At 39.6% G+C, this 18812-nt stretch carries 13 protein-coding genes and 2 pseudogenes; all 15 read left to right on the forward strand.

All coding sequences use genetic code 11. From position 1 onward, the window contains the following. Position 1 precedes the first annotated feature (1 nt). Positions 2-1465: a type VI secretion system protein TssA gene (gene tssA / locus PR709_RS10775; protein WP_004926321.1), complete on the forward strand. Its 1464-nt coding sequence runs from the start codon at positions 2-4 to the stop codon at positions 1463-1465. Then, positions 1462-5010, forward strand: a complete 3549-nt coding sequence (tssM, locus tag PR709_RS10780) for a type VI secretion system membrane subunit TssM (protein ID WP_004926323.1) — start codon at positions 1462-1464, stop codon at positions 5008-5010. The genes tssA and tssM overlap by 4 nt, the downstream gene beginning before the upstream one ends. A gap of 40 nt (positions 5011-5050) precedes the next feature. Next, on the forward strand, positions 5051-6382 hold the full coding sequence (locus tag PR709_RS10785; RefSeq protein ID WP_004926325.1) for a VasL domain-containing protein: 1332 nt from the start codon (positions 5051-5053) through the stop codon (positions 6380-6382). Between the two features lie 12 nt (positions 6383-6394). After that, on the forward strand, positions 6395-6874 hold the full coding sequence (locus PR709_RS10790) for an Hcp family type VI secretion system effector (RefSeq protein ID WP_004926326.1): 480 nt from the start codon (positions 6395-6397) through the stop codon (positions 6872-6874). 19 nt (positions 6875-6893) lie between these two features. After that, positions 6894-8630 carry a type VI secretion system baseplate subunit TssF gene (locus PR709_RS10795; RefSeq protein WP_004926329.1) on the forward strand — a complete coding sequence of 579 codons (1737 nt, stop codon included), beginning with the start codon at positions 6894-6896 and terminating at the stop codon, positions 8628-8630. Between the two features lie 48 nt (positions 8631-8678). Continuing rightward, positions 8679-10862 (forward strand): type VI secretion system Vgr family protein, encoded by a 2184-nt coding sequence (locus PR709_RS10800; protein ID WP_230084746.1) that lies wholly within the window; start codon positions 8679-8681, stop codon positions 10860-10862. Next, positions 10862-12088 (forward strand): DUF4123 domain-containing protein, encoded by a 1227-nt coding sequence (locus PR709_RS10805; RefSeq protein ID WP_004926331.1) that lies wholly within the window; start codon positions 10862-10864, stop codon positions 12086-12088. The genes PR709_RS10800 and PR709_RS10805 overlap by 1 nt, the downstream gene beginning before the upstream one ends. Next, positions 12085-15183 (forward strand): toxin VasX, encoded by a 3099-nt coding sequence (locus PR709_RS10810; protein WP_004926333.1) that lies wholly within the window; start codon positions 12085-12087, stop codon positions 15181-15183. Before PR709_RS10805 ends, PR709_RS10810 begins: the two co-directional genes overlap by 4 nt. Beyond that, complete coding sequence (locus PR709_RS10815; RefSeq protein ID WP_004924860.1) at positions 15183-16094, forward strand: hypothetical protein; 912 nt, start codon at positions 15183-15185, stop codon at positions 16092-16094. The genes PR709_RS10810 and PR709_RS10815 overlap by 1 nt, the downstream gene beginning before the upstream one ends. After that, positions 16087-16355, forward strand: a pseudogene (locus PR709_RS10820) (PAAR domain-containing protein). The gene PR709_RS10815 and the pseudogene PR709_RS10820 overlap by 8 nt, the downstream one beginning before the upstream one ends. A gap of 33 nt (positions 16356-16388) precedes the next feature. Then, positions 16389-16556, forward strand: coding sequence for a hypothetical protein (locus PR709_RS10825; RefSeq protein WP_004916207.1), 168 nt, complete (start codon positions 16389-16391; stop codon positions 16554-16556). Continuing rightward, a complete protein-coding gene (locus PR709_RS10830; protein WP_004924856.1) occupies positions 16553-17479 on the forward strand; it encodes a hypothetical protein in 927 nt (308 codons plus the stop codon). The genes PR709_RS10825 and PR709_RS10830 overlap by 4 nt, the downstream gene beginning before the upstream one ends. Next, the gene (locus PR709_RS10835; RefSeq protein ID WP_004916200.1) at positions 17472-17741 is read left to right on the forward strand and encodes a PAAR domain-containing protein; all 270 of its coding nucleotides are present in this window, start codon (positions 17472-17474) and stop codon (positions 17739-17741) included. The genes PR709_RS10830 and PR709_RS10835 overlap by 8 nt, the downstream gene beginning before the upstream one ends. Positions 17742-17851: 110 nt before the next feature. Continuing rightward, positions 17852-18739 carry a hypothetical protein gene (locus PR709_RS10840; protein WP_230084745.1) on the forward strand — a complete coding sequence of 296 codons (888 nt, stop codon included), beginning with the start codon at positions 17852-17854 and terminating at the stop codon, positions 18737-18739. Then, positions 18732-18812: pseudogene (locus tag PR709_RS10845) on the forward strand (PAAR domain-containing protein); the annotation flags it as partial. The gene PR709_RS10840 and the pseudogene PR709_RS10845, both read left to right, overlap by 8 nt.

Genomic DNA, 18812 nt, shown 5'->3' on the forward strand with positions numbered 1-18812 from the left:
CATGACGATTAATACACAATTAAAATGGAAAGAGCAGCTATTAGCTCCCCTTGAAGAAAGCCAGCAAGCAGCACCGATTGCCGATGATAACCCTGATTGGGAATACATTGACGGCGAAATGATTAAGTTTGGCTCACTTAGCCATGCTCAATTAAATATTGAGGAGATCCAGCGCAAGGCATTACAACTGTTTGCTAATGAAACGAAAGACTTCCGTTTATTAGTGCACTTATTGCGTACCTTACAACATGCAGGAGAGGCTGATGAGCTAGCTTTAGCCGCTGAATTATTGGCGGAGTTTGTTCGTCATTATTGGGAAAATAGCTATCCGCAAAATATAAAGCTTAAACAACGGCTTGCAGGGCAAATCCTTAAACGATTTGAAACTGTACAAGACAGTTTTTGCCGTCAAGCCGATATTAACTTGCGCGACAATATTCTTGGCTCCTTTGCCTTTTTGGCTAAATCTTGGCATGAAAAATGCCCAAATTTATCCGCTGAAGTCGATACATTAAGCCGTGGTTACAGCCGTATTGAACAAAGTGAACCTGTCATCGTTGTGGCAACGGAAGAGCCAACAACAGATAAAAAGGGAACAGTAGAAAATACTCAACAAGCACAGACTCCGGTGGCAGCAACAAAAGTACCTACAGTTGAGGTGAACCAAACGGATGAGCGTCAGTGGAAACAGACATTGCTTAAAGTGGCTGAGGCGTTATGTGAGCAAACGCCTTCGGATGCGGTAGGTTATTGCTTACGGCGCTATGCTATTTGGCACTCCATTCATGCGTTACCGATGGCAAATAATGATGGAAAAACGCCATTAGCTCCTGTTTCTCCTGACCGAGTGATTGATTACAAAAACCAAATGGCGCAACCATCAATGGCGTTGTTGAATAACATTGAACAAAGCTTAACGTTATCGCCTTATTGGCTGGAAGGCCATATGTTAGCTGCTCAAGTTGCAACAAAGTTAGGCTATCCGCTGGTGGGTGTTGCGATTGCTCAGGCGTTGCAACAGTTTTTAAACCGATTACCTGATTTAGCCAAACTGAGTTTTTCTGACATGACACCTTTCTTGCCTGAAGAGGTTCAGTCTTGGCTTTCAGCTTCTCAAAAATCAACGAGTCACGACGCCTCGACGAGTTCTCACAGTTTACAAGCTGAACAACAAGAAATTTTACATTGCTATGAACAGCATGGCTTAAGTGAAGCATTAAAAATGGTCGAAAATTTTATCGCTTCTACGAACGAGCCGAGAGCTCGTTTTTATAGCCAATTGTTATCTGCCCAGTTATTTGAACAAGCGGGGATGCAGCATATGGCTGAGAACCTGTATCAGCAACTGCATACCGCAGCATTACATTACTCGTTATCGGACTGGGAACCCGATTTGCTCAATCGTTTAGCACAGAAGGTGCAAGACAAGCAGGAAATGACTTTTGATAGGAATTCACAACAATGAAATTATCTTTTCTATCCATACCAAAAATAACGGGTTCTCTTAAGAAGCTGTTTTTTGGCGATAAGCCCAAAATTAAATCATTCTTACTGCTGTGTTTGGCACTGCTCCCAGCGATTTTGATTATTTGGATTTGGTGGTGGGGACCCGATTTTAACTACAAGGGCAGTTATCCCCTTAAAGAGCTGAGCGCGCGTTGGTTAGCGACGATTATTATTCTTCTCATCATTGTGAGTTGGATTGGGATCGCGACATGGAAACGTGTAAAACGCCTTGAAAGCCTTAAATTAGACGTGGAATTAGCGGTTGTTGATCCTGTTCGTCACGATATTGAGTTTCAAAATCGTTATCTCGATTATTGGAAATCGCAATTTGTTCGTCACCTCAACGGACATACTCAATCCGTATATTTACGTCCTTGGTATTTCGTATTGGGGGCCGATGAGAGTGGTAAGCATACATTACTAAAAAATAGCCTTAATACTTTAGATATTGCACCAACAGAAAATGTTGTTAGTGACCAGAAACTCCCTCTGCATATTCAATGTCTACTCGCGGATAATGCCGTCCTTTTTGTGCCAGATGGGAAATTATTGACCCAGCCAGTGAGTGAGGGGGATAAGCCCCAGCTATATCATCGTTTATGGAATGAACTTTTACACTGGTTAAGCAAAAACCGTTCAAGACAACCAATGAATGGCATTGTTTTAACCGTGGATACTTTGTCATTACTGACAAATTCGAAGGAAAAAAATAGCCAGCTCATTGCTGACCTACATATGCGTATTGAAGAAGTCCGTATGACATTCAATAGTCAATTACCACTCTATATTGTGTTGACTAAACTGGACTTGTTACGTGGTTTTGATGCGATGTTCCAATCCCTTGATGCTCAACAGCGTAATCAGGTATTAGGGGTATCTTTTAGCTCAAAAGAAAATGTTAATTGGGAAAAACAGCTCAATCACTTTTGGAGCCAATGGGTTAGCCAAATGAACAGTGCTTTACCTGAAATGATGTTAAATCGTTCAGAAGGAAGCCAAAGAAGCGACTTATTTAGTTTTGTTCGCCAAATTGAAGGGTTACAAAGCAGTGTAGCAAAATTAATCTCTGCATTGGTTGCTAACAATGAACAGAAAAATATCCGTTTAAGAGGGGTTTATCTCACCTCTGCGACTCAAGTTGGTCAGATTGACGACGTCTTTAGCCAAACGGCGTCAGTTCAATACCATTTACCAACAGCACCACTAACAACTTGGCCTATTTCAGATACACATCCCTATTTTACGCACAACTTATTCAGTGATGTGCTGTTTAGCGAGCCAAACTTAGCAGCGGAAAACCATTATTGGCTGAAAAAACATCGTACCAGACTTTTAGTTGCTTCAACTGTCAGCATTGTTGGTTTGATATTGGCTTGGAATGGCTGGAGCCATTACTACAACAAAAACTATCGTGCGGGCGAGAATGTGCTTAATGAAGTTAAAGCATTTAAAGCGATTGAATCAACGACAACTAAAGATACTGACGGTAGTAAACAACTTCCTGTTTTGAACCCACTTAGAGAAGCAACATTAGCTTACGGAAACCATCGTGATAAAAATGGCATTCTGTCTGAAATGGGGTTATATCAGGGGCAAAAAGTTGGACCACAAGTTGAAAATGTCTACTTGCAATTGTTAACGGAACGCTTTTTACCCGCCATTATGGCAGGGTTACTTATTGAGTTGGATAATGCTGAAAAAGGCAGTGAAGAGAAGCTCGAAATCTTACGTGTTATGCGCATGCTTGAAGATAAAAGTGGGCGTAATAACGGGTTGGTTGAAGATTATATGGCAAACTACTGGAGCCAGCTATTTACAGGGCAACGAGATATCCAAGCTCAGCTTCGCGGCCATTTACATTATGCGTTAGAGCACACTGACTGGAAAGCTGAGCGTAATCAAGGTTCAGCGATTGCCAATAAAGTCTTTGGGCCATTTGCCAAACCAATCAGTGACGCTCAAAAAGAGCTGAGCACGCTGTCGCTATACCAACGTGTTTATCAAACACTGAGGCTGAAAGCGAATCAAACACTGTCATCACCATTAAACCTCCGTCATCAAATAGGCCCTGGTTTTAACTCAGTGTTTACTGTGAACGATGAAGATAAGCTCGAAATCCCTCAGTTTCTCACCCGTTCTGGGCTGATTAACTACTTTATTAGGCAAAATGATGAATTGGTCGATCTGACATTACTTGATGCTTGGGTGCTAAATTTATCAAGCAATACACAGTATAGCGAGAGTGACCGTAAAGAGATCCAACGTCAAATTAGCGAACAATATCTGAATGACTATACTGCGCAATGGCGTGGGGCGATGAGTAATTTAGAGATTCGTGAATTTGACACAATTCAAGATGAAATCAATGCATTAGAACAGATAATCAGTGGTGAGCAGCCGTTAAGACGTGCATTACAGGTACTGAGAGATAACACTTCTTTACCTACCATTGATAGTTCGCTGTCTTCACAAGAGCAGCAAAAATTGATGGCAGAGCCGAAATACAGGTTGCTTAGCAGGTTGGATAGAGAGTTTTCACCCGAAACTGAGATTTTAGTGAGTAACAATGGTGAAAACCTACAAAATCTCAATCAGAAGCTAAATGAATTGCATCGTTATTTATTAAGTATTCAAAACTCACCAGTACCAGGTAAAGCTGCACTAAAAGCGGTGTCTATGCGTTTGAATGATAATAACCGTGATGTCATTTTTGAGCTATCACAAATGGCGAAAACATTACCAGAACCATTAAATCGTTGGGTAGGAGACCTCTCGGACCAAGCATGGAATGTGGTACAAAAAGAAGCTATTCGTTATATGGAAGTCGAGTGGAATGAAAACGTTGTCAAACAGTACAACGCGTACATCGCTGGACGTTATCCATTTAATCCGAAATCTAAACAAGATGTGCCATTAAGCGAATTTGAACGTTTCTTCAAACCAAATGGCACCATCGATAGTTTCTATCAACAGAATCTACGTTTATTTGTTGAAAATAACTTGATTGAAAATATGGAAGGCCAATCGCTGATTCGCCCTGATGTATTGGAGCAAATTGAGATTGCTAACCGCATTCGTGACACCTTCTTTACTGCTCAAGGTAATCTTGAAACACAATTTGCGGTAGAACCGTTGTCACTGTCAGGTAATAAACGTCGCAGTATCTTGAACCTTGATGGGCAGATTATTGACTACTCTCATGGGCGCAGTAACACCGTACATATGGTGTGGCCAAACTCAATGCGTTCAAACATTGAAAGTAAGCTGACATTAGTGCCTCTTTCTGGTGATAAATCCCCTCGTTCGCTCAGCTTTAGCGGACCTTGGGCGCAATTACGCCTTATCGATAGCGGCAGGTTAATGAATGTGAAACCAAACTCTTTTGAAGTTCGCTTCACAATTGATGGCGGAGATATGACTTATCGCGTGCAAATTGATGAATCTAACAACCCGTTCTTCGGAGGATTATTTACCCGATTCCGTTTACCTGAAACGCTTTATTAATATGATTTTTCAGTATTAATACGAGGGAATAGAACAATAAATGAGTACGCAATCAGAAAACTTGGTGATTAAAGTAGGAGGGTCTCCCTTGGAGACCCCAGAATTTATCGCGCTAAAAACCGAGTTCAATAAACTTAACCATCCAGCCCGCCCTGAAGTGAGCTGGACTTTAATTGAGTCATTGTGTTTAACGCTATTTAAAACCCATGGTATTGATTTACAAAGTGGAATTTATTACACCATCGCGCGTTTACAATTACATGGTTTAAACGGTTTTACCGAGGGATGTGAACTATTAGCAAGTGTTGTTGTGACACAATGGGATCATTTGTGGCCAGAACAGCCCCATCATCGTGCTGATATTTTGAATTGGTTTAATAGCCGTGCTGGTTCAGCATTGCGGCAAATCAGTTTTAAAACCAGTGATCTACGGTTAATCTATCGTTCCGAGCGTGCGCTACAGCTCATTATCGATAAGCTTGCCCAAACAACGTGGACAAAAGTACCGAAATTAGAAAACCTTTTGTGGTTTTTCCAAAACTCAGCGAAAAACCTCGAACAGCGCGAAAATGCATTAAATCAAAATAAAGGTCAAACGGTAAAGCTGCCGCCTTTAGTTTATATCCAGCAGCCGAAAACGGAGCAAGAGCCACCAGCACAATCAATCGTGATTGAAACAGCGGCTCAAAAACGGCCTTCTTCACCTATGCCTACTCAGGAAAAAATGAGTGCGACAAAAGGGTTTTTTTTAGGGGTATTATCAAGCGCAGTCATCTTTTCTGGTATCGGCTATGCGTTGTATTACTCGACCCAGCAAGAAGTTATTGCAATGGCTTCTGTTCCTGAAGGCGCGGCGGCTCAATGGCTATATAAACCTGAACTTACAACCTACGCGGATAACTTAGGGTTATTAGAGAAGCAGTCACCTATTTTTACCTTAAAGCTCGCTGATTCATTAGTGGATGTAGCCAAAAAACGGTGGCCTAACAATGCAGATCAAGCTTATGTCAGCCGTAACTGGCAAAACTTGATAACAACTCGGTTAGAAAATGCGCCAATTAGCGATAGTTGGTCAGAAACAGCGACATTATTACAGCAGCTATCAGACAAAATTGTGATGCAAGAGCGCAATCGCGGGAGTTTTACTCTCTCTTATTTGAAAACTGCTATCTATGATATTCAAAAGCAGCATAACAAGAGTACACCTGTTGAAGAAAGACTACGTGAATTCTCTTTACAAATTGAAAATGACCAGCCTATCTCACCAACATTAATTAGTAATATCGATTCACAAATTAATGGCTTATTAGCACGTTACTATGATTTGCAAAAACAGGCAGAAGAACGCGGTTTAAAACCAAACTCATATTAAAAGGATATTATCATGGCGAATATGATCTATTTGACATTAAAAGGCAGCAAACAAGGTGCAATTTCTCAAGGATGTGGAAGTTTAGACTCGATCGGTAATAAGTATCAAAACGGTCATGAAGATGAAATTTTTGTCCTACGATTAGGAAATGGCTTTAGTCGTACTCAAAATATTAATTTTCAACCTGTTACATTAATTAAGTTGTTAGATAAATCATCTCCACTGTTGGCAAATGCAATTGCCAATAATGAAACACTTGAGATGACATTTAATTTTTATCGGACTTCACAAACAGGCTCTCAAGAAAAGTATTACACCATTACTCTGAGAGAAGCGTCCATTATTAATTTAGAGTCAGACTATCCTCATTCATCGAATAATAATGAGCAATTACCAGAGGAAACACTAACTGTGAAATATAAAGATATTATATTTCAGCATGTTATGGCTGGGACTTCAGGCTACTGTAGCTGGCAAGAAAATACAATTTAATGGATGTTGAGCCTAAAAGATGAGTGAAATAAAGTATCTACAAGAAAAGCAATATTTACAAAAACTCGCTGACGATTATGCGAGAGAGAAGCCGCATTTGGCTCACGTATTAGATCCACAAGATCCTCATACGGGTTATTTACTTGAAGGGTTTGCTTTTCTTTCGGCACGCCTACAAGAAAAAATTGATGACGCTTTTCCTGAAATTACCTTACCTTTACTACAACGTTTAGGCTCACAAGCGATTAAGGGGCTACCTTCAACAACAATTATTCAGGTTGACCAAGATGGGGTCATTGATTATCCATATTATCTTTCAGAAAATAATTTGATTCTAGGTCCTAAAGGTGCCAGTTTTAGTCTTTGTTATGGAGTGACCCTACAACCTTATTCTATTGTTGAGCGAAAAATTACTCATCAGCCTAATCGGAGTTGTATCTCATTACGAGTAAAATACCGAGGCATAATAAAAGAATATGATACAGCATCGCTAAACCTCTTTTTGAGTAAACAAAAAGCTATTGCAGATACTTTGATGCTCGGGTTTAGCCAATATTTTGATTATATAGAGCTGAATCATGATGGAAAAAGCTATCGTGGGAACAGCCTTGATTTTTATTTTGAGCCGAAGATAGGTAAAAAATTTCAAATTTTCCAGCAAACAGATAATCAATTATCAGCCCCTCAACAGCTACTGGAAGGGTTTTATTTACCACATGTTCATCATTTTATCGATATTAATGTACCGTTGATCACTAAGCAGCTTAATTGGCAAGATGATGATACGTTTGTGATCAATATCTATTTCAATAAGCAGCTTTCGATTACTCAGGCACAGTGTGAAGAGAGTTTTTATTTAAACTGTGTACCTGCAATTGATAAAGAAAAGCAAAATGAACTGAAAATAGATTTTAAATATAATCAATCGTCGTATTTATTACCTATACCTGATAATCACTATTTGGCGCATTTATCAGATATTCAGTTGTCATTAGAGCCTCACGAAAAGGTTCGTGGCTTATATTGTGATTTTTATCCGATGACGGATTTTACTGCGGCATCACGTCTGCTGCCCCAATATCAACAAGCGTTGTTTTATGCACTCACTATTGATAACGATATTCGAGGAAGGACACTATATTATTTAAATTTTTATGATAATAAAGGTACACCGATGGTAGTGCCTCCTAGTTTACGTTTTTCATGTAATTATGTGAGTTTTGAACAATATCAAGAAAGCCGCATAGGGGTCTTAAACAGCCATAGTGAGAAGGTGCCAGAAGGAGTAAAAACAGCAAATATCACCGAGTTATCAAACTGTTATCCACCGATTGTGAATGATAAATATTATTGGCAATTACTATCACACTATAGTGCTAATGCTTTTATGTTGATGTCTCTTGATACTATCAAGCAGATGTTGACGGAATATATTTTATATCGTGAAAACGATAGACAAGTTACACGCAAACTTGAACGGTTATTATCAGGTTGTATTGCGCTTAAAACGAATTTATATGATCACATTTTAAAAGGAAAACCATATCGCTGCTTATCCCTTGTGGTGACATTAGACATTCAAAAATTTGAAAATGAAGGTGAGGCATTTATGTTTGTCACTCACCTATATCATTTTTTCCCTTTTTGTTTATCTGAAAATATGTTGTTGGAAATGTCAGTGAATTTCAATGATGCTGATTTACCGACATGGTATTTATCACCCTCACCATTACAAGGATATAAATCACTGTTATAAAAAACCATGGCGCAACAATTGAGTGCGCCATTTTGCAAGGTTAAGTCTATGTCTTCAAATATCTCGAGAAAAAATGTATCTGATGCTGAAAAAGCGGGTCAACATTGGCAATCTCTATTAAACAGGCCAGAGCCACAGCGCCTTAAATCGGCTTCTGACGCCAGCGGATCTCAGCCCTCTCAATCTAAGAAAATAGATATTTACGATGCAATTGCTAATCGTAAGCTGTATTCCGGACTCGTATTTACCTGCCAAATTGGTGATCTTCCTGTAGAGACCTTTCAGGTCACCCAATTTGATTTGCACGAAGGGTTATCCGAGTTATTTACGCTGAACATTCAAGCCGTCAGCTCACAATCAGAGATTGATTTTCAAGATGTATTGGGGATGGCTTCCTCCATCACCATCATGCGTGAAGGTATTGTTACCCGTTGTGTACAAGGGATTTTAGCTAGCGCCGAGCAAGGCAATACCGATGGCGTGAAAACGTGGTATCAGTTTGTCATCCGCCCTGAAATGTGGATCATGACGCTTAAGCAAGATAGTCGTATTTTCCAAGACACTACCGTTCCCAACATACTAGAAACCTTGCTGAATGAATCCCATGTTAAACACGATAAATTATTTTATCACCCTGAAGAGCATTTGCAGCGCTCTTATATCACGCAAAAACGTGAAACCCTGTATGAGTTTTGGTGTCGCCTCGCTGCCGAAGAAGGGATTAACTACTGGTTCGAGGAAGGCCCACAATTATTCTATAGCGATCGCCACTTGGGTATGAAAGCGGGGATCCATTTAACTTATAATCCCCAATCAGAAACCGATATTACCGACAGCACGGTCACCGCATGGCGTTATGCAGAACGCTTATGTAGTGATATTCGTATTGATAAAGATTACAATCAGTTACGTCCTTCTTACCCATTGAGCCATCAGGTAACGGGTGAAGTACATCAACAACACGAAGTATTTGAAAGTTATGGGCGCTTCCAAGAAGATGCTGAAGGTCAGTCGTTTAATCAAATCCGCTACGAACAATCGCAAAATAACCGCCAAACAGGCACTGCTAATACCAATTGTATTGAATTAGCACCTGGACGAATATTCAGCTTATCTAATCATCCCAGTAGCCGTATGAATGACAGCTGGCAAGTGATTACGGCACACCATCACGGGGTACAGCCCCTCGCTGACAACAGTGGCGGTGAAGGTACGCAATTGAGTAATACCATCACCTTTATTCCAAGTACCCAAGAATGGCGTCCACCGTACCGCTACAAACCCACCGCCGATGGTGATGAGTTAGCGACGGTCGTGGGTCCTCCGGGTGAAGAGATTTACACCAACTCCCAAGGGGCGGTCACGGTCTATTTTCATTGGGATAGGCGTGGTAAGCCCGATCACAGTGCCTCTTGTTGGGTCAGAGTCGCCCATGGCTGGAACGGGGATGGTTTTGGCTTTATGTCAATTCCGAGGATCGGGCAAGAAGTGATTGTCTCCTATTTAGACGGTGACATTGATAGGCCAATTATCACAGGGTGTACTTATAATGGGCGGAATAACCCACCATTAGATTTGCCTAAGTATAAAACCCGTACTACGTTTCGTTCAAAAACCCATAAAGGCGAAGGATTTAATGAGTTACGCTTTGAGGATAGTAACGGTCGCGAAGAAATTTATCTACATGCGCAGCGCGATAACAATATTCACATTAATCGCAATAAAACCCAATATGTGGGTCATGATGACTCCCACACAGTCGCCAATGACCGCAAACATGAAGTGTGTCATGACGAATTTATTCATATCGTTAATGAACAAACGGTGAAGGTAGGCGTTAACCAATTCGAGCAAATTGGAAAAGATCGTATCACACGTATTGATAACAGTTGGAAAGAGGTAATACACGCCAGTCACTTCCAAGAAGTAGGTGAAAACAAACAGTGCGATATACAAAATGATTACAAGTTAACTGCTGCAGGCGGTATCCATACGCACACCAAGGTACACACACTGCAAGCCAGTGAAACGGTGATTATTAAAGGCCAAGCAGGCTCGATTCAACTGGATGCGCAAGGGGTGACCATTACGGGCAATATTACATTGAAGGGAAATGTGTCGGTGACGGGAGGGGCGCCAGAATCGGTGGCATCTTTAGAAGCCGTTGTGAATGAAGGGTTGCCACTGGCAGAAGATTGTCGAGCTAAAGCCATGAAAAAAGGAATCGCATAATGCCCTCGTCTTACAGTGATATCTATCAAGGCTACTGGGTAGCAGAATGTCGCTACACCCGTAATAACGAAACGTTCACTGGCATCATGACGCTGGCGGGGCACAGTGAAGAGCAAGTCATTGGGAATATGCGGCACTACTTTGCGGAAAATCAAGCCGAGTATAGTTTTGCGCAGTACGACACACTCACACCACTGATTACGTATGTTGAAAATAGCCAACAACTTGAACTGTTATTGTTGCGACAAATTAGGCGGCAACACGCAGAGAGTAGACTCGCAGTGCTTGTGGATGAACGTAATCTGACAAACCCATTACCGTCTGAAAAGGGTGATATTCACTATCAAGTTGGTCAGCCTGCGTTGTTGGATGATGTCGACCTCTACATGGTCATCGATAGCGGAGAGTATCACCGTCAAACGGGGCAATATTTGGTGCCGATGTTGCACGGCAGTCAATTACCGTGGCAGTCGTTGTACCAAGGGGAAACTCAGGACAGCTTGGCAGAGCAAGCGCCGTATTTGGTGCATATTCAGCGGACGGTAGCAGGGCGGCACTTTCTAGCGCAATGTCTGAATTTACCGAACAAAGCGACCGTCGGGCTATTTTTTAATAGCTTCAAGTCTTTCGCTGACGTGCATCGGCAAATGCGCAAGATGACCTATTTGTATAATCGAACACTCAACAGTTGGAATTTTTTCCGTTTCTATGACGTGAGCCATTTTATCCCGTTTATCGAATCATTAACACGGGGACAATTGTTCAATGTAGTGAGTGGTGTGACCGCATTTTATGGTTATAGCACAAAATACCCAGATGGCGTGAAAATCACCTTTCATTCTGATTATTTATATGATAATCGCCCCCGTGAGCCACTGTTTATTAATGAAAAATTGTATCGTCATTATGCACAATTAACCTTGATGAGCACGATTGCGAAAGCCCAACAGGCTATCCGGCACCAAGATGCCTCAATTACCGATGATAAGGCAGCTAAAAAAGCGTTAGATGACTTCTGTCTTCATGCTGCGAATCGAGCCTTTTTGACAGATACAACGCAGATGCAAGCGTTAATATACAACCTTATCGCTCGCTATCTCAGTCGCCACGATGATTTGCTCTGGCAGAAGGCATGTGAACATGCCTTACCTTATCAGCACAACCAAGTGTTATTTAATCATCATTGCTATATCTATTGTCTACACGCTCAAGGAGAGACCGCATGACCGACAACACTCGTTCGCCACAACTAACCTTAGAAGAAATTGAACGTCAAATGGTCGAGTTGGTAAATCAACTCGCTCCTCGGAATTTGCAAGCGGATGCGGTTGTTTCACCTTGTGACTGTAATGTGAGGGCGGTATACCCTATTCGTTATGCCTATTCAAATTTATATGGTGAAAAATCCACACAGGCAACTCTGCCACCGAATATTGATGTATTACTCAATGCAAATTCGAGTCAAGAAACTCATGGCTTTTCGGCACGAATATTACGCGATGGGTGGGTGTATATTTTTGAGGAAGGAGAATTTAAGACAAGGCCTGATAAACAAGGTGAATTACTTATCTTTCAACATATTTCATCTTACAGCTCAAGTGAAACTGAGGATGTGCAAGAAGTATACGAAACATTTATCCCACACCTCCTTAATAAAGGGAAAGATGGACAGCAAACAGCACAGTTAATTGCCTTAGAGAAGCGATACCCTTATTTACCGATACAAAAAGATGTAATGCAAATTAGTGCGTTATTTAGTGAGGTGCCACTGTCTCATTATGTATTGAAAAAAATCAAACAGGATGCGCTTTACCGTCGCCAATTCATGCAGCAAATGAGTATTGTTGATTACAACAATAACCCTCATTGTGTGAAAGCCACTTATGAACATATTGAAAACTTAGTTGAGGACTATAAGAGTGAAGCTGAGCAATATAAGCATTATTTCGATAGCTTGAATTTTTTGGGGGCTAACTCAGCACAATTGAGTGAAATTCCCAATCTCAAACAAAATACCGATTTGCTGCTTGGGCAATTAACCGAAACTTTGGACTATGAAGAGTGCTCCAGCTTAATTATTTTGCATGATCCTATTGGTTATCATCAAGATATTTTAACAGCCTATTCTTTGATTACAGCGCTATTAGCCATGTATCAAACTCAATACTTACATCCTTATACAATAGGTCGGTATATTGAGCAGATCGAAAAGCAAGCTACAGAGTCGAAAGATACCGAAGATGGCAAAAAGATATTAGAAATATTGGCTAAATCAATTAATCAATCTGGTTGGAACAAGGAATGGAAAGATCTCAAATTTATCTTTGAAGAACTTGAGGCCAGACAAAAAAATCTTGTTGAATTACATGCTGATTTTATTTCCAATGCCGCAATACGTACAAAGGTGGGGAGTACAGTTCAGTATTTTAAACATGCTTTTCCTATAAAAGAAAGAATAAAAGAAAATGATTTTCTGAGCGAAGATTTTATTTTGGAAGTCACTCAGTATTGCTCATTATATGGTCAAATCATGGCACCATTGCATGAGTCTACCGTAGGAACGCGTGCGTTAGATATTTTATTGACCGTGGAGCTTAGTGATAAAGAAAGTCTGTGGAATATTGTATCAGAGGGCGTTTTTGCGTTTTTAGATGAAGATGAAGTGCAAGATTTTTTACAACAACAATCAGAAGAGCTATTGGGTAAATTGGGGGTATCAATTGAGCACTTCTCACTGGTTTGTCGAAATCATTTAGGGTATGCGTTTACTCAAGTCCATCAAATTTTGCAAAAAATGGGTTCGGGTGTGCAAAAGTTATCGCAAGAAAGCGCTGAATTTCTTGCAGAAAAATTATTGCCGCGCTTACTTAACTTTTTTGATGCTGATATTAGTTTAACCGAGTTGAATATTTTTAGTGGTCAGGAGTCTCATGAACTTATTCAGCGTTTACGCCGTAAAGGAAAAATAATTGAAAATACAGTGAATACAACGTATCGCCGATTCTTTGATTGGGAAAATCGTCTTGCTAAATCAACAGGTTCTTTAGTGTATTTACCCAAAATCATCCGAAAAGGGGCTGCTAAAGGGATGGTGCAGGCTAAAGATATCAACTCACTCGCGAATGCGGCCTCTGCGGGGTATCAAATTATTGTTAGCGCATTAGAAATTCAAACATTGATGCAAATCAGTGAATATGAAAAAAATGACCCGTTAAAACAAGGTGTATTGAATTGGTATAAGTTGCAATTATATTCCGTTATTTTAGCGTCTATCACGGGTGTGGTGGAAAGTATTAAGTTGGTGAACGATGCATTGGGACGCATAAAAACGCCATTTTTAAAGAAAATGACGAAAAACTTTAAATTATCCATCAGCGCAGAGAAAAGGTTAAATGATGGCTTATTAAAAGGCATCGGAACAGGGGCTTCCATTCTTGGTTTTGCTGTGCCGATGTATGAGGCATCATTGACTTACAGTATCGGTAATACGAAAGCAGCAATTGGCCAAGCGGTGGGCGGTATTGGTAGTGTGATTGCAATCAATGCGCTTGAAGCTTTAAAAGGACCAAAGGGGTGGTTAAAGTTGATGGTTGGTTTGGGCTTATATTTGGCAGGCTATACGATGAATAAATTGTATAGCTGGGATCATTTGGAAACGTTATTGAAGAATTGCTTTTGGGGGAGTGGGAATAAATATAAGTTTTGGGGAGTAGACCGAGATGAAGTGAAGGATGTTGTAATAGAAAACCAAATAGAATCAATAAATAAAAGTGAAATATCTGAAAAAAGTCTTCTTATCGAGCAACAGGAATTTTTAAACTTATTCTTCCCAGCAAGTTTGCAAGTTATAGAAACGCCACGTTTAACCTATGTACAATATATTTTCACCTTACCGAATTTTGCCTTGGGTATCAGGGACATTGAGTATACGATGGTCAGGGAAATGTTGGGATCTACTCCAAATTACCATCAATCATATAAGCCAAACGACATTATTGTTCATGGGGAGAATAAATATTATCCAGCTGAAAATCAGTTTACTAAAAATTTTGATGAAAAATTAAAAAAAGCAATAGCATCAGTTGGTGATATAAAAGAAATGTTAGTTCTGAGTTTTAAGGTTGATAGTGGTATCGATAATACCGCATTAGCTATGAGTAAAATGGGATATGATCAGCCATCCTATATTCCAAAATTATATTGGTACTATATTGTTGATTTAAACGAAAACAAAATATCCCCATTACGCTATAGAAATTGGAGTGGTGGTATAGATGGAAAAAACATAACATTTGGTTTTATTGATGGAGATGCGCCGTAATGTTCAAATTTTTTATGGGAACCATGTTTCCGAGTAAACTAAAAACGCAAAAAATCACGTCTTATCCAGAAGACTATAATGCTAAAGGTTCGTTAGAAGACAGTCCTTATGTGTTAAAAATAAACTCGGAACAATGCCAAATAAAATCAACCAACTTTAATCATCGAAAGGTCAGTTCAATACCGTTATTTTTGGTTGTTCTCGCTGTTTTTATATTTAGTGCTTACTCTTTTTTTGATGGGCATAGCTCAAGATATCGTCACTTTATTTTTTTGACTAACACATATAAAGAAAAATATGAAAATTCTACTAATACACCTCAAGGAATAGAGAGATACCGTCCTTTTTTTGATAAAACCCCCAATTTATTTGATTACTTAATCTCTTATTACTCGGGAAATTTTTATGCAGGGACAAAGTACTCAATATATTTAACCATATTATTCGCATTCGCTTTTGGTTATGCTCTCTATATTACAGGAAAATCCGTCTTTATTGGACCTTACCCGATACTGGTATTGGATAGAAAACGTAATCTTTTATATACATGGGAAAATAAAAAAGTCTATGTAGCCCGCTATGAAGATGCCGGATATGCAGCCCCAAGTAATAATTTATTTATCAAGTTATTTACATTTAATACCGACAAAAATCGATTAGACACGATTTTGTTTCAACCGAATGCATCGGTTCACAGTAGTTTGTTTCTCAGTGAAGAGTATGAAAATAATGCGTTTGTTAGCTTTATTAACGCCTATATGCAAAAAGGAAGAGATGTAATCACTGATCATGATTTTGAAAGTGAGCCATTGAAGTTTTATTTTGGTCGCTATGAGCCCCCTGTTGATGTTGATGCACAAATCGCGAAAACCCTTAATCAACTTGACAAGGAAAAGCCTCATCATGCGTAGCACAGTTAACGGTCGCAAAATCATTTTAAAAAATGATACCACCAACACCGGTGGCACGGTGCTTACGGGGTCTTCTTTCGCCAAGCAAGCCCAAGGAATCGCCTGTGTGGCGACTCGGTTTATTGTCCTTCATGTAAAAAAACAGGCGCTATCGTTGAAGGCGATAGCTTAATGAAAATTAATGGTATCCCTGTCGCCTTAGAAGGCCACAAAGTGGCTTGTGGGTGTTCAGGGGGCAGTGTGCTTGTTGCAGCAGATTAAATGAGCCTGTAGATAATTTTGTGTAAGTTCCCCATGTATCATTTACATGTGGTCATTGATCCTCTGGGGCAATCTATTCCATCCATTTATTGGTACTACTTGGTGGATCGTCTTAAAGGTGAGATTGCGCCATTGCGTTACCGAAACGGTGATCCTGATGATAAACTTTATGGCTGTATTGATGAGGAAGGCACCGAATGACGAGTTTATATACGGCAACAAAGCACCCCGAACAATTAGAAACCACACCATTAATTGCACAAAGTCATCACTACGATGACCCGTTGGAGCCTCAAAAGCTGGTGTTTTTAGACGCAGTCAATGAACAGCGTTGTGTGATTAACTCCCCACAGCGAAATAGCCAGCTCACCAACACGATACCTTTTTTTATCGTGCTCTTAGTAATGGCTTGTTATACGTTGTTCGGGTTTGTTGATAATCATATCGGCAAAAAAATGTCTATTGAACAAATGGCTAAACATATAGAAGAAAAATATGGCAATCAGGGTAATTTAGATCTTGAAACATTTATGATGGTTGAATCATATAAACCATTTTTCAATAAAGAAAGAATAAGCTGGTGGGAATATATCAAAGCTTATAACTCCGGAAAATTTTTTACTGATAGTCAATATGGTAAATATTTAGTTATCGGCTGGCTAATTTTTTTCCCCGGCTTTTTGTGGCTATTGGGCTATCTCTCTTTCTTCACACCTCCGGTGTATCTCATTGCGGATAGGCAACGAGGAATACTGTATAGCTATGGGATGGGGAAAGTACGTTTAACACGCTATGAAGATGCACAATTCGGCTATGCAGGTAAAATGTTGGCGATTAAACTGTATGGCATTGATGAAAAAACAGGGCAATTGAAAACCATACTTTACAAGCCAAATGTTTCCCATTACTCCAGTTTCCTGACCAGTACCGACAGTGAAAACCATCGTTTTATCACGTTTCTCAATGCTTATATGCAAGAGGGGCGAGATGCCGTTTCGTCTGTCGATTACCAAGCTCGTAAACCCTTTTTGTTTTTTGGTAAAAACCCACTTCCTACTGATTTTGAGCAACAGGTCGAACAGATTTTAGCAAAGCTTGATCAGGAGAAAAAACGCAATGCGTAGTCTTGTGAACGGCAGAAAAATTATCTTAAAAAATGATACGACGAATACTGGTGGTACGGTGCTGACAGCTTCTTCTCTCGCCAAGCAAACCCAAGGAGTCGCCTGTGTGGGCGACTCTGTTTATTGTCCTTCGTGTAAAACAACAGGTGCTATCGTCGAGGGTGACGGTTTAATGAAAATCAACGGAATTCCCGTCGCACTTGAAGGTCACAAAGTGGCTTGTGGCTGTTCTGGTGGATGTGTGCTTGTCGCGGTAGGATGAACATTTTCTCGTCTTATTAGTACGTATATTAAAGCCTGTTCGCCTTATTAAAATTAGGATGGTGATATTGCTAGAGAGGCTCCATAATGTTCAAATTTTTTATGGGAACGATGTTCCCGAGTAAACTAAAAACGCAAAAAATCACGTCTTATCCAGAAGACTATAATGCTAAAGGTTCGTTAGAAGACAGTCCTTATGTGTTAAAAATAAACTTGGAACAATGCCAAATAAAATCGACCAATTTTAATTATAGAAAGGTAGTCTCAATACCGTTATTTTTGGTTGTACTTGCTGTTTTCATATTCATGATTAATTCTTTTTTTGAAAACCATTATTCAAATTATAAGTCATTTATATCAGTTATTTATGGATATAAAGATATTTATGAAAATTCAGTAAATCCACCTGAGGCAGTAGAGTTATACCGTCCTTTTTTTGATAAAACCCCCAATTTATTTGATTACTTAATATCTTATTACTCGGGAAATTTTTATGCAGGAACTGAGTATTCAATATATCTGACGATATTATTCGCATTCGCTTTTGGTTATGCCCTCTATATTACAGGGAAATCCGTCTTTATTGGGCCTTACCCAATATTGGTATTGGATAGAAAGCGTAATCTTTTATACACATGGGAAAATAAAAAAGTCTATGTAGCCCGTTATGAAGATGCTGGATATGCAGCTCCAAGTAATAATTTATTTATCAAGTTATTTACATTTAATTCAGACAAAAATCGATTAGAAACGATTCTATTTCAACCGAATGCATCGGTTCACAGTAGTTTGTTTCTCAGTGAAGAGTATGAAAATAATGCATTTATTAGCTTTATTAACGCTTATATGCAAAAAGGGCGAGACGCAATCACAGATCATGATTTTGGAAGTGAGCCGTTGAAATTTTATTTTGGTAGTTATGAGCCTCCTATCGATGTTGATGCACAAATTGCTAAAACCCTTAATCAACTTGATAAGGAAAAGCCCATTGATGCGTAGCACAGTTAACGGTCGTAAAATTATTTTAAAAAGTGATACCACCAACACAGGTGGCATGGTGCTGACCGGTTCA

It is taken from the genome of Providencia sp. PROV267 (genome assembly GCF_028477825.1).
GTDB lineage: Bacteria > Pseudomonadota > Gammaproteobacteria > Enterobacterales > Enterobacteriaceae > Providencia > Providencia stuartii.